The sequence below is a fragment of the Chitinophaga vietnamensis genome, from assembly GCF_902167635.1.
GTDB lineage: Bacteria > Bacteroidota > Bacteroidia > Chitinophagales > Chitinophagaceae > Chitinophaga > Chitinophaga vietnamensis.
Window position 1 is genome coordinate 2,501 of the sequence record NZ_CABHMS010000011.1, and the last position, 21,174, is coordinate 23,674.

The 21,174-nt window shown below is 49.1% G+C and carries 17 protein-coding genes; 7 read left to right on the forward strand and 10 right to left on the reverse strand.

Annotation, left to right across the window (positions count from 1 at the left end):
- Positions 1–108 precede the first annotated feature (108 nt).
- The 3 genes from truA to FPG75_RS24175 all read right to left on the reverse strand — a co-directional run bounded on the left by truA (position 109) and on the right by FPG75_RS24175 (position 3,005).
- Positions 109–864, reverse strand: a complete 756-nt coding sequence (gene truA, locus FPG75_RS24165) for a tRNA pseudouridine(38-40) synthase TruA (RefSeq protein WP_143310619.1) — start codon at positions 862–864, stop codon at positions 109–111.
- Between the two features lie 67 nt (positions 865–931).
- On the reverse strand, positions 932–2,470 hold the full coding sequence (locus tag FPG75_RS24170; RefSeq protein WP_143310620.1) for a DUF4476 domain-containing protein: 1,539 nt from the start codon (positions 2,468–2,470) through the stop codon (positions 932–934).
- Positions 2,471–2,507: 37 nt separating this feature from the next.
- Positions 2,508–3,005, reverse strand: a complete 498-nt coding sequence (locus FPG75_RS24175) for a biotin/lipoyl-containing protein (protein ID WP_143310621.1) — start codon at positions 3,003–3,005, stop codon at positions 2,508–2,510.
- Between the two features lie 135 nt (positions 3,006–3,140).
- Between FPG75_RS24175 and FPG75_RS24180 the strand changes: the two genes are divergently transcribed.
- Positions 3,141–5,675 (forward strand): M1 family metallopeptidase, encoded by a 2,535-nt coding sequence (locus tag FPG75_RS24180; protein WP_143310622.1) that lies wholly within the window; start codon positions 3,141–3,143, stop codon positions 5,673–5,675.
- A gap of 39 nt (positions 5,676–5,714) precedes the next feature.
- On the opposite strand, the gene FPG75_RS24185 is transcribed toward FPG75_RS24180, so the two are convergent.
- The 4 genes from FPG75_RS24185 to FPG75_RS24200 all read right to left on the reverse strand — a co-directional run bounded on the left by FPG75_RS24185 (position 5,715) and on the right by FPG75_RS24200 (position 8,560).
- Positions 5,715–6,626 (reverse strand): hypothetical protein, encoded by a 912-nt coding sequence (locus FPG75_RS24185; protein ID WP_143310623.1) that lies wholly within the window; start codon positions 6,624–6,626, stop codon positions 5,715–5,717.
- A gap of 18 nt (positions 6,627–6,644) precedes the next feature.
- Positions 6,645–7,376 carry a TPM domain-containing protein gene (locus FPG75_RS26330; protein WP_143310624.1) on the reverse strand — a complete coding sequence of 244 codons (732 nt, stop codon included), beginning with the start codon at positions 7,374–7,376 and terminating at the stop codon, positions 6,645–6,647.
- Positions 7,377–7,463: 87 nt separating this feature from the next.
- On the reverse strand, positions 7,464–7,919 hold the full coding sequence (locus tag FPG75_RS24195) for a TPM domain-containing protein (protein WP_143310625.1): 456 nt from the start codon (positions 7,917–7,919) through the stop codon (positions 7,464–7,466).
- Positions 7,920–7,981: 62 nt separating this feature from the next.
- On the reverse strand, positions 7,982–8,560 hold the full coding sequence (locus tag FPG75_RS24200) for a LemA family protein (RefSeq protein WP_143310626.1): 579 nt from the start codon (positions 8,558–8,560) through the stop codon (positions 7,982–7,984).
- A gap of 359 nt (positions 8,561–8,919) precedes the next feature.
- Here FPG75_RS24200 and FPG75_RS24205 point away from each other — a divergent pair, with 359 nt between their 5' ends.
- The 3 genes from FPG75_RS24205 (at position 8,920) to FPG75_RS24215 (ending at position 11,378) form a co-directional block, all read left to right on the forward strand.
- Positions 8,920–9,384 (forward strand): response regulator, encoded by a 465-nt coding sequence (locus tag FPG75_RS24205; RefSeq protein ID WP_143310627.1) that lies wholly within the window; start codon positions 8,920–8,922, stop codon positions 9,382–9,384.
- A 138-nt stretch (positions 9,385–9,522) separates the two neighbouring features.
- Positions 9,523–10,893, forward strand: coding sequence for a dipeptidase (locus FPG75_RS24210; RefSeq protein WP_143310628.1), 1,371 nt, complete (start codon positions 9,523–9,525; stop codon positions 10,891–10,893).
- A 98-nt stretch (positions 10,894–10,991) separates the two neighbouring features.
- Positions 10,992–11,378 (forward strand): RNA-binding S4 domain-containing protein, encoded by a 387-nt coding sequence (locus tag FPG75_RS24215; RefSeq protein WP_143310629.1) that lies wholly within the window; start codon positions 10,992–10,994, stop codon positions 11,376–11,378.
- Positions 11,379–11,382: 4 nt separating this feature from the next.
- On the opposite strand, the gene FPG75_RS24220 is transcribed toward FPG75_RS24215, so the two are convergent.
- Positions 11,383–11,706, reverse strand: coding sequence for a hypothetical protein (locus FPG75_RS24220; RefSeq protein WP_143310630.1), 324 nt, complete (start codon positions 11,704–11,706; stop codon positions 11,383–11,385).
- 110 nt (positions 11,707–11,816) lie between these two features.
- Between FPG75_RS24220 and FPG75_RS24225 the strand changes: the two genes are divergently transcribed.
- From FPG75_RS24225 to FPG75_RS24235, 3 genes are all read left to right on the forward strand, one after another.
- Positions 11,817–12,659 (forward strand): class I SAM-dependent methyltransferase, encoded by an 843-nt coding sequence (locus FPG75_RS24225; protein WP_143310631.1) that lies wholly within the window; start codon positions 11,817–11,819, stop codon positions 12,657–12,659.
- Between the two features lie 122 nt (positions 12,660–12,781).
- Positions 12,782–14,008, forward strand: a complete 1,227-nt coding sequence (gene lysA, locus FPG75_RS24230) for a diaminopimelate decarboxylase (protein WP_143310632.1) — start codon at positions 12,782–12,784, stop codon at positions 14,006–14,008.
- Between the two features lie 195 nt (positions 14,009–14,203).
- Positions 14,204–16,537, forward strand: a complete 2,334-nt coding sequence (locus FPG75_RS24235) for a GAF domain-containing protein (RefSeq protein ID WP_143310633.1) — start codon at positions 14,204–14,206, stop codon at positions 16,535–16,537.
- Positions 16,538–16,623: 86 nt separating this feature from the next.
- On the opposite strand, the gene FPG75_RS24240 is transcribed toward FPG75_RS24235, so the two are convergent.
- On the reverse strand, positions 16,624–20,274 hold the full coding sequence (locus FPG75_RS24240) for a BamA/TamA family outer membrane protein (RefSeq protein ID WP_143310634.1): 3,651 nt from the start codon (positions 20,272–20,274) through the stop codon (positions 16,624–16,626).
- Complete coding sequence (locus FPG75_RS24245; protein WP_143310635.1) at positions 20,271–21,071, reverse strand: hypothetical protein; 801 nt, start codon at positions 21,069–21,071, stop codon at positions 20,271–20,273. The genes FPG75_RS24240 and FPG75_RS24245 overlap by 4 nt, the downstream gene beginning before the upstream one ends.
- Positions 21,072–21,174 lie beyond the last annotated feature (103 nt).

The window sequence follows — 21,174 nt, forward strand, 5'->3', positions numbered from 1 at the left end:
AAAGGTAGGCGGATTTTTTATATCACCAACTTTTTTTTGAAACTATTTTAAACAGAAACGCCGCAACCCTTTGTGGTAAAGGATTACAGCGTTCATTTTTTTCATCAGTTATCTATCTATCCGCTGTAATAATCCCTCCGGATAACTTACTTTCATCAAAAACAAGCCTTGTGGCGGCACTGCAAAATCAGCTTTTGTACAATCCCTGCTTTCAATTGCTTCCCTGAACTGATCCATCGTCAGCTTACCACGACCTACCCGTAACATCGTACCAACAAGGCCTCGCACCATTCCGCGCAGAAAACGGTTAGCGGTAACGTTATAGACTATACGTTCTTCCGACACCTCCCAATGCGATTCCCCGATCGTACAGAGAAATGTTTTCACCTGCGTATTCCGTTTAGAGAAAGTGGTGAAATCTTTATACTCCCTGATCACCGCAGCGGCTTCCTGCAATGCATCGATATTCATCTTATAAGGAAAGAAGTAGCCCCTGTCTTTCATAAAAGGGTCCTTATGGGTATATAGCGTGTATTCATAAGAGCGGCCCAGAGCGGCGAAGCGGCAATGCGCATCAGGCGGCACGCGGTACACCTGTTTCAGCACTACATCTTCCGGCAGGATGGCATTGATCTTATACAGGAACTGCGGATGCAAGGGCAATGCGGTATCGAAATGCAGAAAGTTCTGCATGGCGTTCACACCGGCATCTGTGCGGCTGGAGCCCGTGCTCACAATCGTATCGCGGAACAAGATGCTCAGGGCCTTGTCTATCTCTGCTTGTACGGTATGTGCATTTTCCTGTATCTGGAACCCGCTGTACTGCGCGCCTTTATATGCTACCTCGATAAAATACCTGTTCATGGGCGCGAAGTTAAAATAAAAAACGTCCGGGGTCGCCGGACGTTTTTGTGAACAGATGAAGGTAAAATTATTTATGCAGCATCGCTTTGAAGCGGCCTTTGTAATAAGAGTCGGTGAGTACACTCTCCAGAGAGCTGTATTTCTCTGAATCATACGTGATCGGGTAAGCCGTATCCAGCAAGCGATAGCGCGTTTCATCGGAAGACATCAGCTGGGCCAGCGTTTTGATCTGCGCCGTTTCCATGCAGTAGTTGCGGCTTTGCCGGCGGAATACATCAAGCATGCTATCGTCGCTCTTAGCAGCAACGAACCTGCGCAACAGTTTGCGGAAGGTGCCATCGTCCATTACATTGGCACAGTCGCTGTTGACAAGGCGGGGCGTATTTTTCTTCACACTGGTTTCATCATTGGGCGATGGTGTGCCTGCTGCCGGTGTAGCAGCCGTTGCATCCGCTGTGATGGCGGCTTCATCATCGGATTTGCGTTTCTTTTTCTTTCTTGTTTCAGCAGGCTGGTCATAGACGGCCAGACCATAGCCACTGGTATCAGTAACGATCTCACCGGAGCGTGAATCGTCGCGGTGCCGTTTTTTCCTTTTAACAGACGCCGGTTGTTCATCGGTACTAACAGGAGCGGGCGTTTCCGGCGCGGCGGCCACTGGTACCGATGCAGGCGCTACTGCTGTAGCGGCGGGCGCATTTTTATCATCCTGAAATTCTATGAAATCGGGATCCCCTTCTTTCTTTTTGTGACGTTTCTGTTTTTTGGGAGCAACATCATCTGCCGGCGCGGCGGCGTCCTTCACCGCTTCTTTTGCCGCCTCTTCTGTGGCGGCTTCGCTGGCAGCAGCTTTATTTTCATTCGCGAGCACATCTTTCAACAGCGCTTGTTCTTCTTCGGTGAGCGGCTCCCTGTCGCCCTTCTGCTTTTTATTCTTTGGTTTCTTTACTGCTGCATCTGCCGCATCAGTGGCTGCGGGTGCGGGTTTGGCAGGAGCTACCTCTTCTACCACGTCTCTGTCGTCTGCACTTACCACTACTTTATCGAGTGCGGAAGAAAAGGAATTACCAGTGGGGGCGGGCTTTTTAGACGCTGCACCAATAGTAGCTTTGCCGGCGAAGGTGGTTTCGATGTCTTTTTGCATATTGGCCATCATCTCCTTGCGGGCAGTATCCTGATCTGCCGGTTTTTCTTCTGTAGCAGCAGTGGTAGTTTCCTGTTCAGCGGGGGCTGCTGCCGGAGTGGCGTCGCCATTATCCGCTTTGATCTCACGGAAAGATTGCAGATTATAGAGCGTATATCCATCCGCGCCTTGTTTCAACAGGAAGCCCTGGTCTTTCTGCGAGATCCTGACAGCGAAATGTTGCTCAGGCGCCTGGTTTTGCGGGAAACCTACGGTGATAGGGTTGGTACCGGCATCCAGCTTGGGGATAACGATATACCCTCTTTCGGTGGAACTCAGCACCTGGCCATTATGTTTCACATAAAACGGCTGTCCTTTTTCACTCTGGATATAAACGTAATAGTGTTTGTCCTGTGCCCACACGCGGGTGCAGAGTAACAGGCACGCCCATACGTACAATACTGTCCTGTATTTGAGATGCATACTAAAAAAGATATAAAAAACTGTCCTTGTGCAAATATTATTCCAGCACTATCAGCACTTCGCCTTTTTCTACGGCGGTGCGCTCGGTTACTTTCACTTCTTTTACTACGGCATCGGCGCTGGCTTTGAAAACGTTTTCCATTTTCATGGCCTCCAATATCAGTACAGGATCGCCTTTGCGGATAGTTTGCCCGGGGCTTACCAGCACTTTGAGTACCAGGCCGGGCATGGGTGCTTTGATGTCGTTCACTTTTTTGGCCATGGCGTCTTTGATGCCCATGGAAGCGAGCAACTGATCAATCGGTTCTTCAATGGCAACTTCGTACTGTTGCTGGTTGATCTGTAATACCACTGTTTTGGTATCCCTGTCCACCTTCAGTACCTGTGCCTGGTAGCTATGGCCATCCATGATAATGCTGTAATCACCGGTGGGGAGCCTGGCTGCGGACCAATCTACTGCTTCGTTATTGCAAGTAAGCAGTGTATCGTTATTCACGGTAAACGTAGATTTACCATTCACTATTGCTTTGATCATAATGCTTTTTTAATGGCCTGTTAGCTTAACAAAAATAGCATTTTTAACCACTCAGGCTTGTTTTTGGCTCATTTGTTTAAATTTGGCCCTATTTAAATTTTGCAAACAATACATTTGTTCAAAACACCTTATTTCATGAATCAACACCTGAAGCAATCCCTCCTGGGCCTGCTGATCGGCGGGATAGCCACTGTGGGAATGACCCGCCCTTCCGTGGCCCAAGCTGTAAAACCACCCCAGGAAGACTCCCTGCTGAAGATCTACCGGGCATCTGCCACCAAGATCAACAATCTCGTACACACCAAGCTGGACGTACGTTTCGATTACGCCAAAAGATATCTGTACGGGAAAGCATGGATCACCCTGAAACCCCATTTCTATCCTACCGACTCCCTCACCCTGGATGCAAAAGGCATGGACATTAAAGAAGTGGCCCTCGTAAAAGGCGGCAAAAACAATCCGCTGAAATATACTTACGACCAGCTGCAACTGCACATCGATCTGGATAAAACCTACGATGCGGCCGAATCCTACACCATCTACATCAGTTATACTGCGAAGCCCAATGAGCTGAAAGCCAAAGGCAGCGCGGCCATCTCCGATGCCAAAGGTCTTTATTTCATCAACCCGGATGGTAAAGAACCCAACAAACCAACCCAGATATGGACCCAGGGCGAAACAGAAAGCTCTTCCGCCTGGTTCCCAACTATCGATAAAACCAACCAGAAATGTACCGAGGAGATCAGCATGACGGTGGATAAAAAATATGTGACCCTCTCCAACGGTAAGCTCATAAGCCAGAAACACAATGCCGACGGCACCCGCACCGATACCTGGAAGATGGACCTGCCACATTCTCCCTACCTTTTCATGATGGCCGTTGGCGATTATGCGATTGTAAAAGACAACTGGCGCGGAAAAGAAGTGAGTTATTATGTAGAACGCCCCTTTGAAAAATATGCGAAGCAGATATTCGGTAATACACCGGAGATGCTCACCTTCTACTCAAAGATACTCGGCTATGAATACCCCTGGGTAAAATATTCCCAGATCACCGGCCGCGATTACGTTTCCGGCGCGATGGAAAATACCACCGCCACCCTGCATGGTGAATTTATGCAGAAGACAGACCGCGAACTGCTCGATAACAACTATTACAACGAATGCGTGATCGCGCATGAGCTGTTCCATCATTGGTTTGGCGACCTTGCCACTGCCGAATCCTGGAGCAATCTCACCATGAATGAATCTTTCGCAGACTATAGCGAATACCTCTGGCTGGAACATAAATATGGTAAAGACGCTGCAGATGAACACAGTTTCGAAGCCGCACAGTCTTATATGTCGATGGTACAATATGCCGGCGACAAAGACCTCGTACGCTTCCATTACCGCGACAGAGAAGATATGTTTGACCAGGTGAGCTACCAGAAAGGCGGACGTATCCTGCATATGCTGCGCAATGCTGTTGGTGATTCTGCCTTCTTCAAATCACTTCAACTCTACCTGAAAACAAATGCATTCAAAGCCACAGAAGCGCATCAGCTGCGCCTCGCCTTTGAAGAAGTGACCGGCCAGGATATGAACTGGTTCTTCAATCAATGGTACTTTGGCCAGGGCTTCCCTGAACTGGACATCAGCTATAAATACACCAACAACAAAGTAACGGTGATCCTGCAACAGATCCAGAAAAGCGACAAAGTATGGCAGCTGCCCATGGCGATCGATATTTACGCCGGCGGCCAGAAAGTACGCCACCAGGTAACGATGAAGAACCGCGTAGATTCCTTCACATTTGCTTACAGCATCAGACCAGACCTGGTGAATGTGGATGCAGACAAGGTTATTTTATCGAAGAAAGATGATCACCGTGATTTTGCCACCTATGCCTTCCAATATGCACATGCACCCAACTATATGGACCGCCGCATTGCCATTGAAGAAGCCGTAGAGCAACAAGGCAATAACCCGGAAGCGGTAAAACTGTTGCAGGCAGCGTTAAAAGATAAATTCGCCGGGCTCCGCTCCTACACCGCTTCAGCACTGAGTTTGAAGCATACTGCGGTAAAAGCGGCCGTACTTGAACAGCTCATCGCCATGAGCAAACAGGATGAAAATGCACTCGTGCGCGCTGCCGCAGTGAAACAGATCGCAGACCTCAAAGACCCGCAATACGCCGCATTGCTGGAAGCCGCCACCAAAGACCGTTCTTATGGCGTGCAGGCAGCTGGCCTGGAAGGCCTGGCCGATCTCGATCTTGAGAAAGCATATACTATTGCCAAACAGTTATCAGCGGATACCAAAGGCAAACTGGTTAGTGCGGTATCGTTGGTGTTTGCACGCAAAGGCAATGCAGAAGACCTGGGCTTCGTTGCAAACAAATTCGATGAAACCAGCGGCCAGGACAAGCTCAACGCGGCTTTCGACTATCTTGGTTTCCTCTCAAGGGTGAACAACACGCCGGCCGTGATCCGCGGTGTGGACCAGGTGAAAGCCATGGTAGACCAGTTCAACAACAACCAGGTGAACGCCTACATCGTAAACTGGTTACAGGAGATCGCCAACATGAAAGCAGAAGCGGCAGGTAAGGCTGGTGATACCGATAAGAGTGAGTTGCGCAAGCAAGCTGATTACATGCGGAAGATCGCAGACCAGATCAAAAATAAATAAAAGATAAAAGCCCTTGAAGCGCTCCATGCGTTTCAAGGGCTATATCGAAACAATACGTTTAAGTGCTGTATTCCAGCGCCACTGGCTGTTTTGAAGCCTTACGCCACCGAGCCACCGGTGTTCCAGCGAAACATAATCAATATAATTTTCTTCATTGTCCAGCACTTCACGGCCCAGCGCTGTGATCTTCAGCATCTGATCGATCTGTTCAATTACGCCGGCTCTGCGCATGCGCAGCGTATAGATATCCAGCTGAAAATCTCCGAAGCCATATATCTTCATCTCATCCCAGAAAAGTACGTAGAGATCATACCAGCGGTAATCTGCCAGCGAGAGCTTTTGCAGCAAGTATAGTTCCACTGCGCTTAACCCGTTGGTGGTATTGGGGAAACGTTGCAGATGCGCATGGATGGCGGCATGCAGGTGTGGCAGCTTTCCACCGGGCATCATGGCCATTGTTTCCAGTGCCAGCGGCGTATCGAGACAGTAGGCATCCCAGGCATCGGTAGCCATTTGGAGGTCGTCGCTATCGAGTATGACGCGTGTTTCAAAAATTGACTTGAGGGTATTGGCATCGCGTTGATGCGGCAGATCCACCAGGCTGATATTGGGCAGCGGCTTTAGTTGTTGCCGGATATAATGCAGCATGAACAACTGGTTGATCTGGCAAAAGAGATCGTATTCGAACCAGAGTATTATTTCGGTCCAGGAGCCGGAGCTATTGAGCTTTTCCAGCTCCTGGACTACATTGGAGTAATAAGTTTGTTTATCAATGCCATATTGAAATTCGAGGTGTTTGGCGCGGCTTTCAAAGAAGACGGATGGATCTTTGGTGTGTTTTACTTTTCCTTCGCACAGCATCTCCCTGCATACGATGTAATCTCCTGGCAGGCCACTTTGTTTAAAAAGGGCTACGATGGCATCTCCATTCAACACGTGCAGATATGACATAAAAGATATTTTCTGTTGTTACCAACTGCCGCTGGCGCCGCCGCCGCCACCAGAGCCGCCTCCGAAGCCGCCGAAGCCGCCGCCTCCACCACCGCCGGACCAGCCGCCGCCGTCTCCACCGGACCAACCGCCGCCGAAACCGCCTATTACAGGCCATATCCAGCCGCCTCTCCGGTTGTAGGTAGTGCCTCGTCCGCCGCCACCGCTGCCGCCACCACGGCTGAACAGCGAGATGATGATAACGACGATGATAATGATAATGAATATTGTGCCGGTGCTGAGGCCAGGATCGCTTTGGCGGGGATCGGCTTTGTATTCGCCTTTCATCACCTTGATCACCGCATCGGTGGCGCCATCCAGGCCTTCATAATAGTGACCTTCGCGGAAGGCTGGACTGATGATATTGGTAATGATCTGGTTGGCGAGCGCGTCTGGCACACCGCCTTCCATACCGCTGCCTGTTTCAATTCTGACCTTTCTGTCATTAACCGAAACAAGTATAAGCAGTCCATTGTTCTTGCCTTTTGTACCGATGCCCCAGTCGCGCAGGATCTTGATAGCGACCTGGCTGATATCATACTCTCCTACAGATTTCATGGTAACGATAGCGATCTGTGTGGAGGTACTGTCGTAATAGGCCACCAGCTTACGTTCCAGCGCATCGTCCTCGCTTTTGAGGAGAACGCCGGCGAAATCGTTCACCAGTGCGGGGGGATTAGGACGAGGAGGGATGGGCTGTGCTTGGGCCATGAGGCCGGATAATAACAGCAATCCGGGTAAAAACCAGCGTAATATCCTCATTGTATGTAAGCTAAAAAACGTTTTAAAAGAGCGGCATCAGCGGCCGATCACGATATCATCGGGTAATTCGTTGGTATCGTCTGCTTCATGCGGGAACCAGGTGCGGAGGGATTCTCCGATCTCCCGGATGCAGGCCTCGATGCCTGAGATGATCTGATTATCCTGGAAATGTGTTCTCAGCAGTGTGGCTTCCTGTTGCCAGAAATCATCGCCTACTTTATCGTGAATACCCTGATCGCCGAGAATGGCGAACTGGCGGTCTTTCAGGGCTACGTATACGAGCACGCCATTGCGTTGTTTTGTTTTTTCCATGCCGAGGGAAACGAAGGCTTCCTTCGCCCTGTCCAGCGGATCAACGTACGTGCAGTGGCTTTCCACGAACAGCCTGATCTCTCCGGATGTCAGTCTTTCTGCCACACGGATGGCTTGTACCAGTCTGTTTTTCTCCTCTTCGGAAAAAATCTCTTTTCTTTTAAAAGGGAAAATGCGCATAAGCGATCCATTTATGGAGGTCATGAATGACGGTGTAGACCGTCATTCATGACTGATATAGTTTAGAACTGAACTTTAGGAGCATTCTTCGCGGATTCGTCAGCAGCGAAGTAGCCTTTTTCCTTGAAGCCGGTGATACCTGCCACGATGTTATTAGGGAAGGTACGTACGGTGCCGTTGTAATCATTTACGGCATCGTTGAAATCGTTGCGGGCTACGTTGATCCTGTTTTCAGTGCCTTCCAGCTGCACTTGCAGGTCACGAAAATTCTGATTGGCTTTCAGGTCAGGGTAGGCTTCAGATACGGCGAGCAGGCGGCCGAGGGCCTGACTGAGCTGACCTTGCGCTGCCTGGTACTGCTGAATTTTTTCAGGAGAGAGATCGTTGGCGTCTACCTTGATCTGTGTAGCACTTGCACGTGCTTCCATTACTTTGGTAAGGGTTTCAGTTTCGAAGTTAGCCGCTCCCTTTACGGTGCTCACCAGGTTAGGGATCAGGTCCGCACGGCGCTGGTAGCTGCTTTGCACGGCGCCCCATTTATTTTTTACGTTCTCATCTTTCTTCACCATGCCATTGTACTTTCCGCAACCTACGAACACTAATAATGCGAGAATAATAACGACAATGATTCCTTTTTTCATCTGAATAAATTTTTAGGTTTAAGTGCCGGCATCTGTGCAAAACGCATTCCCGTTTTCGGGGTCTGCCGGTAGAAGTATTGATTTAACCGGTGAACATAATAAAAAGGGCGGTAAACGCCAGCTTTTCTTATCTCCACGAAAATATGGAAAGAAAAGCAGTAAACGACTAAATTACCGAAACGATGAATTTAAAAAAAAGTTCATTCATATCTTGAAAATTTCCCCGTAATACATTATGTTTATATGTACCTTTACGCTGAATTTGCGAATGGGACAGAATGGACACAAAATCGTTTTTTTACAGGTTTCATTGTTCCTAACTCATTTATTATTACTAACTTGGAACTAAGTCTGCCTAAATGAGTGCTCAACACATCCATATACTCTATATCGACGATGAAATACATAATCTGAATGCTTTCAAGGCTTCATTCAGACGACTTTACAACGTATTCACCGCCACTTCCGCAGAAGAAGCAGAAAAGCTGCTGGAAGATCATGAGTTTCATATCATCATCTCCGATCAGCGTATGCCGAGGATGACTGGCATCGAATTTTTTGAATCGATACTGGAAAGATACCCCGAACCCATCCGCATGTTGCTGACCGGTTATGCCGATATTAATGCAGTAGTAGATGCTATCAACAAAGGACAGGTGTATAAATATTTCTCCAAACCCTGGAACGAAGAAGAGCTGAAACATAATATAGACAAGGCTTTCGAAGTATACTCCCTCCGCAAGGAAAACAAGGAACTCACTGCCAAACTGCTGGACGTAAACGAAAAGCTCGAATTTCTGGTAAGACAGAAGTTGATTTCCTGATTTACGGATTGCCTGATTTATGAATTGACCCCGATCAAATCCCCCAAATCCCAAAATCCTCAAATCCGAAAATTCAAAAATCCCGACATTCGAAAATCCGTTAACTTGCAGCCTTTGTGAAACTTAATTTCTTCAATCATGCAAGTTTGGAAAGATTACCAGGCCCAACATAAAGACCGTTTCCTGGATGAATTGCTCGCATTGTTACGCATTCCTTCTGTGAGTGCGGATTCCCGTTACAACAATGATACAGCGCAGTGCGCAGCAGCCGTTAAGCAACGCCTGATCGAAGCTGGCGCCGATAACGTAGAAGTATGCCCCACTGCCGGCCATCCCATCGTGTATGGCGAAAAAATCATCAACCCTTCTTTACCCACCGTATTGGTTTACGGCCACTATGACGTGCAACCCGCAGATCCGCTGGAACTGTGGCACAGCGGCCCTTTTGAGCCAGTGATCAAAAACGGTAACATATATGCCCGCGGCAGCGCGGACGACAAAGGCCAGTTCTACATGCACGTGAAAGCCTTTGAAACAATGAACAAAACCAACACCCTCCCCTGCAATATCAAATTTATGATCGAAGGGGAAGAAGAGGTAGGTTCTGCCAACCTCGGCGTTTTTGTTAAAGCCAACAAAGATCGTCTGAAAGCCGATGTGGTGCTGATCTCCGACACCTCTATGATCAGCCTGGAAAATCCTTCCATCGACACGGGCCTGCGCGGCCTCGCCTACATGGAAGTAGAAGTGACCGGCCCTAACCGCGACCTTCACAGCGGCGTTTACGGTGGCGCCGTTGCCAACCCCGCCACCATCCTGGCTAAAATGATCGCCAGCATGCACGACGACAATAATCACATCACCATACCAGGCTTCTACGATAAAGTACAGCAGCTCTCAGCTGAAGAAAGAGCCGCCCTCAACGCCGCTCCTTTCAACGAAGAAGAGTACAAGCAAGACCTCGGCGTAGATGAATTGTGGGGAGAAAAAGGCTATACTACCATCGAAAGAACCGGTATCCGTCCTACCCTCGAAGTAAACGGCATCTGGGGCGGTTACACCGGCGAAGGTTCCAAAACAGTACTGCCCTCCAAAGCATTCGCAAAGATCTCCATGCGCCTCGTTCCTAACCAGGACTGGCACGAGATCTCCGATCTGTTTGCCAAACATTTCACTGCTATCGCTCCGAAGAGCGTGAAAGTGAAAGTGACAGCGCATCACGGCGGCAGCCCATATGTTACGCCTACTGATTCCGTTGCTTTCAAAGCAGCACACAAGGCTATCAGCACCACTTTCGGTAAAGAGCCGATCCCGGTGCGCGGCGGCGGCAGCATTCCCATTGTGGCACTGTTTGAAAAAGAACTGGGCCTCAAAACCGTATTGATGGGCTTTGGTCTCGACAGCGATAACCTGCACTCTCCCAACGAAAAATACGGCCTCGATAATTATTACAAAGGCATTGAAACAATTCCTTATTTCCACCAGTTCTTTGCGGAACTAAGTAAATAAGAGAGGAATTTTCGGATTTTTTGATGTGAGAATTGGATGGACCTGATACTTCAAAAAATTCTTACATCAAAAAATCCGAAAATCTTAACTGTTCAATAATGGAAAAATTACGTGTAGACAAATACCTCTGGGCGATCCGCGTGTTCAAAACCCGCAGTCAGGCTGCTGATGCCTGCGATGGAGGTAAAGTGAAAATGAACGGTAATACCGTGAAAGCCGCCAAACCTGTTGCTGTTGGCGACAAATTTGAAATTAAAACGGAAGCCCGCAAATGGGTGATCGAAGTAACCGGACTGCTTTATAACCGCGTTGCTTATAGCGAAGCTATCAAATACTACGTAGACAATACTCCTGAAGAAGATAAACTCGCCCCTGCCTATGTAGCGGCTGTTTTCCAGACCGGTAAACGGCAAAGCAAGATCGGGCGCCCCACCAAAAAGGAACGCCGTACCCTCGACGATTTCATGGGCAACGAAGAAGAATAGTCACTCAGGGATAAGCGGCACGCAACGCAGCGCGCGCTTCTGCCGCATTGATCTCATCTGCATTGTACAAAGCGCATACGTTGCCATTCGTACGTGAAAAATGTGCGGCACTGGCCAGATTATCTAATTGAGTGAGGGTCATCCAGTCGCTCACACAATCCCTGATGATCGGGCAAGTAAGCCCCAAACCATCTTCCGTAGTGATCATATAATCTCCTCCGGTAAGCAGGTCGTGGAATTGTTGCGCCTGATTGTTGAACTGAAATACCGTATTGCAGTTCTGCGGTTGTATGCCTGTTCTGGCAGTGGTGAAAGAAGGAAGTTTCATGGTGATCATTTTGAGGTGATACTAACAATACAATTACCCAAAGAGAATAGTTTAAACTGAAATGCTATAACAGCCGTGGGTGTTATATTCATAAACAAAACCCTGTTTTTATGAATGACCTCCAGAAGCTCAAAGTGCCCCCTACCTCTACGCTGGTGCTACAGTATGCACAAAAGTTCTATACCGGCAAAAAAGAAAAGCAATACCTTCAACTGATCGATTACAGTGGCGTAGCTGAGTTGGCGGCAAAGATAGACGCACTGTACAGCTCCTTCGATGAATTGATATGTCTCCGTAAATTCTGTATCCGGGAGATGATCCGGGAACGTTTTCTCGAAAACGGTATTCAGCAAGTACTGATCCTTGGTGGGGGCCTCGACCCGGTAACCATATTCCTGATGGAGCAATACGGCAACCGTATCAGCCATGTTTTTGAGGTCGACAACGGGTTTATAGAAGAGAAGGAGCAGCTGTTCCGCCAGCTGTTCGACTATGGGCGGCGCATGCATTTCATCAAATGCGATATCACCGACAGCGACCTGCTGATGGCCAAGCTGGCCGTAGCCGGCTACCAGCCTGGCATTCCTACCATCGTCATCTTTGAAGGGGTGATCCATTATATCACCAATACCGAATTTGTATCGCTGTTCAGGTATTTCATGACCGACGATCATCGCAACATTGTGCTGATGGATTATTCCCTGGTGCTGGAAGAGGCCACAGCAGCCTTTTACCAGCTACATAAGAATTTCCTGGATATGGTGGCCGATAGCCTGCGTATACCTTTCAACGTCAACTACCGCGATACAATACTGGACCTCGTAAGCCAGCTGGATGGCCAAGATGCCCGTATTCATACCTATCACGAGCTGGAAAAGCGGCTGTATGGCGAAACCCGGCTATTCAAAGCCCGCGGGGAGGGCATTTTAGAGGTCATGAGCTTTCATATCTGAATCTCCCTATATGAAAAAATTGCTTATTTAACCAGTAAAAAGCGGCGTGTTCCGAGTTTTATGAAAATTCTCGTTTTTGCGTAGTAATTTTGCCCACTCATTCTTAAACCAAGGATTTATCAATGCCTAAGCAAAGCGACGTACTCACTGCCGACTTTCTCGTGAAAGTGGCCCAGGAATTTGGTACACCGGTATACATCTACCATGCAGAGAAGATCAAAACCCAATATGAGAAGCTGCAAAAGGCCTTCCATAAGGCAGATACCCGCTTCTTTTACGCCTGTAAGGCATTGACCAATATCAACATCCTGAAGTATATCAACTCCATCGGCTGCGGCCTGGATACGGTATCCATCCAGGAAGTACAGCTGGGCCTCAAAGCCGGCTTTGATCCCAAGAACATCATCTTCACCCCTAACTGTGTAGACCTGCAGGAAATCATTGCAGCCAAAGACCTGGGCGTGATCATCAATATCGATAATATCTCTATCCTGGAGCAGTTTGGCAACAAGTTCGGCGATAGCTATCCGATCTGTATCCGACTGAATCCACACATCATGGCAGGAGGTAACTTCAAGATTTCCACCGGGCATATCGATAGCAAGTTCGGTATCTCCATTCACCAGCTGCGTCATATCGAGCGCATTGTGAAATCCACCAAACTGAAGGTGACCGGCCTGCACATGCATACCGGCTCCGAGATCAAAGACGTAGATGTGTTCCTGCGTGGCGTGGAGATCATGTTCGAGATGGCACAGCATTTCCCGGACCTGCAATCCATCGATCTGGGCAGCGGCTTCAAAGTGGCCTACCAGCAAGGCGATCCTGAAACGGATATCGATTTGCTGGGTAAAAAACTGACCGACGCCTTCAACAAATTTGCAGCGCAATACAGCCGTCCACTCCAACTGTGGTTTGAGCCAGGAAAGTACCTGGTGAGCCAGTGCGGTTACTTTGTGGTGAAAGCCAACGTGATCAAACAAACCACTGCCACCGTGTTCGTGGGCGTGAACTCCGGCTTCAATCATCTGATCAGGCCTATGTTCTACGATGCGTTCCACCTGATCCGGAACATTTCCAATCCCAAAGGCACCGAGCGTATCTACACCGTGGTGGGTAACATCTGCGAAACCGATACCTTCGGCTGGGACCGCAAGATCAACGAAGTAAGGGAAGGCGATCTGCTTGTATTCTACAATGCCGGCGCCTACGGTTTTGAAATGTCGTCCAACTTCAACTCCCGCCTGAAACCCGCGGAAGTACTGATCAAAGACGGTAAAGCACAACTGATCCGCAAACGCGATACGATAGATGATCTGCTGAAAAACCAAATAGAAGTAAATATTTAGATATTTTCATATTTCGGTATTTAGAAATTGTATTGACGTTTTGTTGAACAACAAAACATCAATACAATTTCTAAATACCGAAATTCATAAATCCCAAAATATTTCCCCTAACTTTGCGTCTACAATAATATCCCCCTTGTTCCTGCGCTGTTTTCCATTGTGATTGGATTGAAATAACTTAGTTATTGTTAGATTATGAAGCTTTTAACTGCACACCAGGATCTGTTTAAAGACGAACAGTTGATCTCAACCAGGATTTCATTTGCTCCCTTTATACGTTTTCTCAAAGATAAAATCCGGCAAAATCATGATGGCCGGGCTACTTACTATAAATACATCATCGATAAATTCGAGGAAAACCCTGCCCTGCTGCAGCCGCTCCCCGAAGATGCCGACCTGGAGCCTTACCGCGAATACCTCGATATGGTGACCGCCGCTATCTTCCCTGTTACCATCGACAGCAAGAAAGATATCTACGGTATCAGCATACCATACAAATTTGCCATCTTTTATTATTCCGAGATGTTCCAGCATCTCTTCACCGAAAACGGCACCATGCTGGCCGCCGTACCCCGCGGGGTTTCCCTCGCGAAGGTGAAGAAAGATAAGAAAATGTGGCTCTACAAGCTGATCCTGGAACGCATTTACCATTTCCCGATGGGGTATCAGAACGAGATCATTCATACCATCGAAGCGCCGGACGGATTGAGGCGTCATGTGAAAGTCAATATTGACGCACGTTTCGTGGATGTGAAGGTCAACAACGATGTACCTGCCACGCTCGACTACAACCAGTTCTGCACCAAACAGGTGACCATGGAAAGGCTGGAAGAGTTTATCCCGCTGGATAAATTCAGCCTGGAGGGCTTTGCCATCTGGACCGTGGAAGACGTGACCCAGGCCGAAGCCCTCAACACCGTGAAAGGCCTCGTGATGAATATGCAATCCAGCAATGAACTGGAAAGCTACCGCACCCTCGAAAGATTGATACCCGCCGTATTAGGCATCTTCGATATCACCGCGCACGTGGTCCCCTTCCCGGAAGTGAACGGCAAACCCGTGCTGGAAGAGCAATTCGCAATATCCGACCCCATGCTGGGCGTAGGTAATAAGAAACAGCAGCAAACACTTTTTGCACAAGTACAGGAACACTTATCAAAGCACCGCATGCCGCTGATCATCCCGGAAGTATCGGAAGACAGCATCGCCGCCTATCCGTTCCTGAAATTTCTTCCGCTGAAAAAAGTGAGGAGCTTTATCCTCTTCCCTATCACCCATAAAAACGAAATCCTCGGTGTGCTGGAACTGGCTTCTTCCCGGCCCAATGCGCTGTCGGAAAGGCCTTTGTGGCAACTGCAAAATATTTATCCGTTACTGGTATTGATGCTCAACCGCAGCATCGGGATACTGGAAAGTCGTATCAACGAAGTGATCAAAGAACAGTTCACCGCGCTGCAACCCGCTGTGGAGTGGAAGTTCGTGGATGCCGCCTGGAAATATCTCCTCACGCCGGAAACAGAAAGAAAAGATATCGGTAACATCAGCTTTGATGAAGTGTACCCCTTGTACGGCGCCGTTGATATCCGCAACTCTTCTGTGGAACAGGGCAATGCCATCCGGGAAGACCTGCAGGAACAATTGCAGCTGATCGGTGAAACATTACAAGCCATCGCCAAAGAAGTGCCGCTGCCGCTGCTGGAAGAGCTGCAGTTCAAAACGCAGGACCTGCTCAATAACCTCAGCCACAACCTGCAGGCCGGCGAAGATGTGAAGGTGAACGACTTCATGGACCAGGAAGTACAACCGGTACTGGAACACCTTTGTGAAAGCAACGACAAACTGCAACCGGTACTGCAAAATTATTTTTCCAAAGTAGATAAGTCCGAAGGCCATGTATTCCACCACCGCAGGGAGTATGAGGAAAGTCTTGCGCAAGTGAATGCCGCTATCAGCCAGTACCTGGAAAAAGAAAGGCAATACATTCAGCAATCGTTTCCCTGCTATTTTGAAAAGTACCGCACGGATGGTATTGAATACACTATCTACATCGGGCAGTCGATTGCGCAGGAGAAGAAGTTCGATTCGCTCTACCTCCGTAACCTGCGCCTGTGGCAACTTTCATCGATGGCCAACATTGCGCGCATCACGCACAAGCTCAGTCCCAAGCTGAAGATACCCTTGATGACCACCCAGATGATCCTGATGCACAGCGCACCTATCACCATCAGCTTCCGCAACGACGAACGCCGTTTCGATGTGGAAGGCGCTTACAACATACGCTATGAGATCATCAAGAAAAGGATCGATAAAGTACATGTAAAAGATACCGGCGAAAGGCTCACTCAACCCGGCACCGTAGCCATCGTATATTCCAATGTGCGGGAGATGGAAGAATACCAAAAGTATATCACCTTCCTCCAAAGTAAAAATATCCTGAAACCTGAAGTTGAAATGCTGGACCTGGAAGAGCTCCAGGGTGTGAGCGGGCTGAAAGCCTTGCGGGTAACGGTAAACCTTGAACAGGAATAATTTCCCTGATTTAACGCGAAGATTAACGAGATTCAAGCCCTTGAAGCGCTTTGAGCGCTTCAAGGGCTTCTTTTTTATTTAAATCTCTAAAACTTAAATCCCAATGTTACATACGGCACGGTCTCTTCCCTCGAATGCCCTATCACCGCTGTTACGATGAGCGCATTCACCGGCGCCAGATAAATACCGCCGCCATAGCCATCATGCCATACATGTGAGGTTTCGCCGGGTGTCCATACACGGCCTACATCGTTGAAGGCCAACAGCCCTACGCCGGCAGGCAGGATGTATGTTTTGAGATCAAACAGCTTTACTCTTATTTCGGTATTGTTATATACCCCGGCATCGCCCGCGAAGCGGTAGTTGCGGTAACCACGAAGACTTTGCACCCCGCCGATGGTATAAGCCTGGAAATATTCGAAGTTGCCCCATACCTTGCCACCACCGAAGCGGCTAACGATCACAAAGTTGGCCGGAACGCGGAAACTCATATACACACTCAGATCCGTGAGCAGGCTGGAATAGTGATTACTATTGTTATTCAGCCCGAAGTTGCCATTGAAGGTGGTGGTCCAGAGGATACCGCGGGCCGGTATCAGTTTGTTATCTCTCGTATCTATCTGCGCGATCACTTTTCCACCGGCATATGATTTATTGTTATAGATGCTGGCGCTGTCGAGTTTATTTACCGCGAAGTTGGTGATGAAACGATTGTCGTTCTCACTTTTATTAAATGCATAGTTGCTGACAACAGGGCCATACGACAGGCTGAAATGGTTGCTCAGACTGGTTCTCAGCAATGCTTCCGCGCTATAGAGGTTGAACCTTGCGCGGTAGTAGCTGATTCTTTTACCATTGGATTTATCAAATATTGTTTCGTTGCCGTAGCCGAAGAAATTGATGGTGTTGTTGGGCGCTTTGGCACTGGCATTGACGAGCAGGTCGGATTTACCGATTACGTCGGTGTATTCGCCCATATATTTAAAGTTCCAGGCGCGGGTGGCCAGTGCATGTGTGGCTATGAAAGTATGTTTGGCGCCGAAGGGTTCTTTACGCCAACTCTGTTTCAGGTATTGCAGCGCTACGCCCAGCAGCACGCCATCATCGCGGTTATAGGCGCCGGCGAGCATGGGCGTGAGCTTGTTGTATTTAAAGGCGTTACGGTCGTAGGCGATGTTCTCCGGTTTGTTGGACAGCTTCAGTTTATCATGGCCGTGGAGCTGGAATGTATCGCTGGCACTGCGTTTATCGTATATGCGTATACGTTTGCCACCAGATGCGGTGGAGCTATCGATGAAAGTATCTGCATCGGCGCCGCCTATCAGCCGGATGCGGATGGGGGTGCCATGATCGCCTTTGATCTCGAAGCGGTCGTGACCACCGAGGCCATATACGTTCACTTCTTTTGTTACTTTGGGATCGAAGGTGCGGGAATAGATGTTCTGTTGTACTTCTCCTTTCTTGCTGATCTTGTAGATATTCAGTTCCACCGCGCCTCCCGCCTGTTTATCGATCGTAAAAAGCTCGTTCTTCTCTGTACCCGGTACGTCCACGCCTTTCGCAAGGAAGCGGTAGTACTTCATAATATTTTTCTCCATGATGCCGCGGCGCGCTTTGAGCGTGTTAAGCATCCAGGGGCTCAACATACTTTTTACGGTGTCGGGGAAAGCGTTGACAGCAGCTTCCAGCACGCTGTCGGTCATGCGTTTCAGGAATTTATCGCTTTGCTTTTTCCAGTCGTGTTCATCCAGTTCATTGAGGAAGGAGCGATCGAAGTAGCGCGCGCTGAAGTTGAAACCATTGATATCAGGTATCTTGTCGCGGAAACCTTGAATGGCTGGAAGCAGCCATGGACGGGATATAAGACCGGGCAGCAATCCGCTGTTCACAAAGAATGCCTGATCGCGGTCGCGGGGCACGGGGTAGTAATAATCCTGTCCTTTGTGTTTCTCTTTATACCATCTCCACTGATCGTCATGACGATCAAAATCCATGATATACATATCGAGGATACGTGCGCGCAGCACGGCTTTCTGGTCTACATGGATATCGTTGTCGCCCAGTATTTTCTTCAATACTTTCGGTGTATTGTATGTTTTTTCGTTCTTACCGGTTTTGGGTTCGCGTTCTTCCATCAGGTACACGTCGTTACCGAAATCATGTGCATAGATGCCGAGGGCGGTATCTACGGGCATATAAACGAAGGTGGGATGCGTATGCGGCACATCGGCGGCTTCGGCCAGCACGCTCACTGCCAACGGTGCATAAGGGTTGGCGGCGGATATCTGGTCTTGCACCAGTTCGCGCGCTACGGTTTCGCGGAGCATTTCCGGGATGGCGGCGAGTGGATATTTTTTGAGAGAACGAATGGCGTATTCCGTGCCGGTACTGTCTTCTACCCGGAGCGAACGGGTTTGCTTACCGCCGCCGCGTTGTAATATTTTCAGTCCGCCTTTGGTGTTGCGGAAATCGAGCACCGGAAATTTGAGCGGCGTAGCCCAGATTTCGCGGTAATTTTTTCCAAGCAGGAAGAGGTGAAATTTATTCACATGAGCGTATTGCGTATCTGGCGCCATCGACACGAAAGCCGGCAGCGATGAGGATTGCGTGAACTGCAGGCCTTCTTTCGGCAGGTCGGAAAGATGCATCAATTGCTGGCTGAAGGCGGGATGTGCGGTATCTGCCGCCAGGTAATATTGTACCTGCACGGTACCATCGGCCAATAGTTCTATAGCGCTGAAACCATTGTCGGAAGTGGCAAAGCGCGATTTCGCGCCGCGCTTCACGCGGTTGTTTTTGGCGCCGCTGCCGCTCACAATGTAACTGTTCTGCTGATCCTGTATGTACTGTAAAGTATGGTCATGGCCGGAAACGAATACCACCGGCCCATGCGGGCGCAGGGCGGCTTCCACGCCTTTGACCATCTCCTTGTATTTGGGATGAGGGAGATCTTCATGCGTACCGAACACGCCGCGCGCCAGCGGATAGATGGAACCTATCACCGGCAAAGGCAGGTACAGCCAGGGTTTGAGATCGGTGAGCGGGAAGATATGTTGCTTAACGGTATAATATCCACCGTGGATGCCATAGCTGCGGAAAGGGTGATGCGTGGCAAAGATGATCAGCTTATTCCGGTTGAGCGCTACTATTTCAGACAGTTTGGTGAGCACTTCGTCTTTGTCTTTGCAATCGCAGGAAGATTCCACGCCTGGCTTGGCGTAGGGAAACACCCACCATTCGCTGTCCATGATGATGAGGGTGACATCCTTGGAGAGCTTTACTTCTACAGGGCCGGGGCAGCCGTCTTTCGGCAGGAAGTCGACATTATCGAGGTGCAGTGAATCGATATATTGTTGCTGGTTGCGGATCACCTGCCAGCCATCGGGCTTGCTCTTGTCCCAGTCGTGGTTACCGGGTATGAAGATGCCGTGGCTATTGGTGCCGCGCACGAGGTTCACCTGGTAGTCGAGTATTTCTTTGGCGACGGGATAGGTGCTGCTGCCGGAGTCGGGTAACCCTTTCGGATATACGTTATCACCGAGGAAGAGGACCGTATTGCGGCTATCTTGCAGGTCGAATGTGCTGCGTACTGCGTCCACTACGGGGTTGCGGCCATTGCTATGCAGTTCGCCGGCATCGCCGATGAGGATGATGCGTTTCACTACAGGCTGCTGCGCCTTTACGGCGATGGCGGCCCAGAGCAATAATAAAAGACAGATGAGGGCTCTCTTGATCATTTGTGCGTATACGTAAATTTAAGAATGTTGGCCACGCCATCGTATCCTCCTTCGTTGGAGATATACATGTCGCCGCCGGGTGCAAAGGCCAGTCCTTCCGGTTGCCGGAACAGCCGGTGTTTCAGATTATATGCTTCCTGTACATGTCCTTGCAGGTCGGAGATCACCAGCAGGCCATTGACAGAAGCCAGGATGTATAAACGTTTTTCGATGGGATGAATAGCGGCCGCCGAGGGCTTGAAAAAGCGCATGTCGTTGCCAGCCAGCTGTGCGATCTCTTTGGCGTTGAAATGAAATACCGGCGTGGTATCGAAGGCCATGCGTTGCAGATCGAAGCGATAAGCGCTGGTGATGCCCGCTTTTTTGTCGTCCGCACAATTCTTGCAGATCATGATGATGCTGTTCCGTGCGCTATCGTAGTAAGTGGTCTCAAACTCGTTCTTGCCGGGCTTTTCCAGCTTATAATGCGTGCTCGAAATAGTATCCGTAAACGGATCGTGTATGCGGTACAGTGAGCCGCCGCTCTTGAGCACGAACCAGCCGCTGTCTGTTCTGCAAACATCTTCATAATCGGCATTCTTGGCGAATTTCCAGGAGTCGTAGGGGCCGGCGCCCGTCACATCTATCCGGTAAAGCCTTCCTTCTTCATCATTCACCGCAATGATATTATGTTCATCGGGAAACAGTGCGATGCCGGAGATCTCCTGCATGGATTCCCGTACGCGGTAGCGCACCGGCTCAAGCAGGTGGTAGCCCTTGGGAGAAGCGTATACCTTCTGTTCCCTGTCGGCGAACATGTTGCAGGACAATAACAACAGGCAAAATATTAAGGGGAACCGGACAATCATATCGATGCTTTATGCCATAAATTTAACTCAAAAATGCAGTAACTTCCCTTCC

Coding starts and splice junctions, on each gene's coding strand:
- truA (WP_143310619.1), bottom strand. CDS start 864: ATGAACAGGTATTTTATCGAGGTAGCATATAAAGGCGCGCAGTACAGC.
- FPG75_RS24170 (WP_143310620.1), bottom strand. CDS start 2,470: ATGCATCTCAAATACAGGACAGTATTGTACGTATGGGCGTGCCTGTTA.
- FPG75_RS24175 (WP_143310621.1), bottom strand. CDS start 3,005: ATGATCAAAGCAATAGTGAATGGTAAATCTACGTTTACCGTGAATAAC.
- FPG75_RS24180 (WP_143310622.1), top strand. CDS start 3,141: ATGAATCAACACCTGAAGCAATCCCTCCTGGGCCTGCTGATCGGCGGG.
- FPG75_RS24185 (WP_143310623.1), bottom strand. CDS start 6,626: ATGTCATATCTGCACGTGTTGAATGGAGATGCCATCGTAGCCCTTTTT.
- FPG75_RS26330 (WP_143310624.1), bottom strand. CDS start 7,376: ATGGCCCAAGCACAGCCCATCCCTCCTCGTCCTAATCCCCCCGCACTG.
- FPG75_RS24195 (WP_143310625.1), bottom strand. CDS start 7,919: ATGCGCATTTTCCCTTTTAAAAGAAAAGAGATTTTTTCCGAAGAGGAG.
- FPG75_RS24200 (WP_143310626.1), bottom strand. CDS start 8,560: ATGAAAAAAGGAATCATTGTCGTTATTATTCTCGCATTATTAGTGTTC.
- FPG75_RS24205 (WP_143310627.1), top strand. CDS start 8,920: ATGAGTGCTCAACACATCCATATACTCTATATCGACGATGAAATACAT.
- FPG75_RS24210 (WP_143310628.1), top strand. CDS start 9,523: ATGCAAGTTTGGAAAGATTACCAGGCCCAACATAAAGACCGTTTCCTG.
- FPG75_RS24215 (WP_143310629.1), top strand. CDS start 10,992: ATGGAAAAATTACGTGTAGACAAATACCTCTGGGCGATCCGCGTGTTC.
- FPG75_RS24220 (WP_143310630.1), bottom strand. CDS start 11,706: ATGAAACTTCCTTCTTTCACCACTGCCAGAACAGGCATACAACCGCAG.
- FPG75_RS24225 (WP_143310631.1), top strand. CDS start 11,817: ATGAATGACCTCCAGAAGCTCAAAGTGCCCCCTACCTCTACGCTGGTG.
- lysA (WP_143310632.1), top strand. CDS start 12,782: ATGCCTAAGCAAAGCGACGTACTCACTGCCGACTTTCTCGTGAAAGTG.
- FPG75_RS24235 (WP_143310633.1), top strand. CDS start 14,204: ATGAAGCTTTTAACTGCACACCAGGATCTGTTTAAAGACGAACAGTTG.
- FPG75_RS24240 (WP_143310634.1), bottom strand. CDS start 20,274: ATGATCAAGAGAGCCCTCATCTGTCTTTTATTATTGCTCTGGGCCGCC.
- FPG75_RS24245 (WP_143310635.1), bottom strand. CDS start 21,071: ATGTTCGCCGACAGGGAACAGAAGGTATACGCTTCTCCCAAGGGCTAC.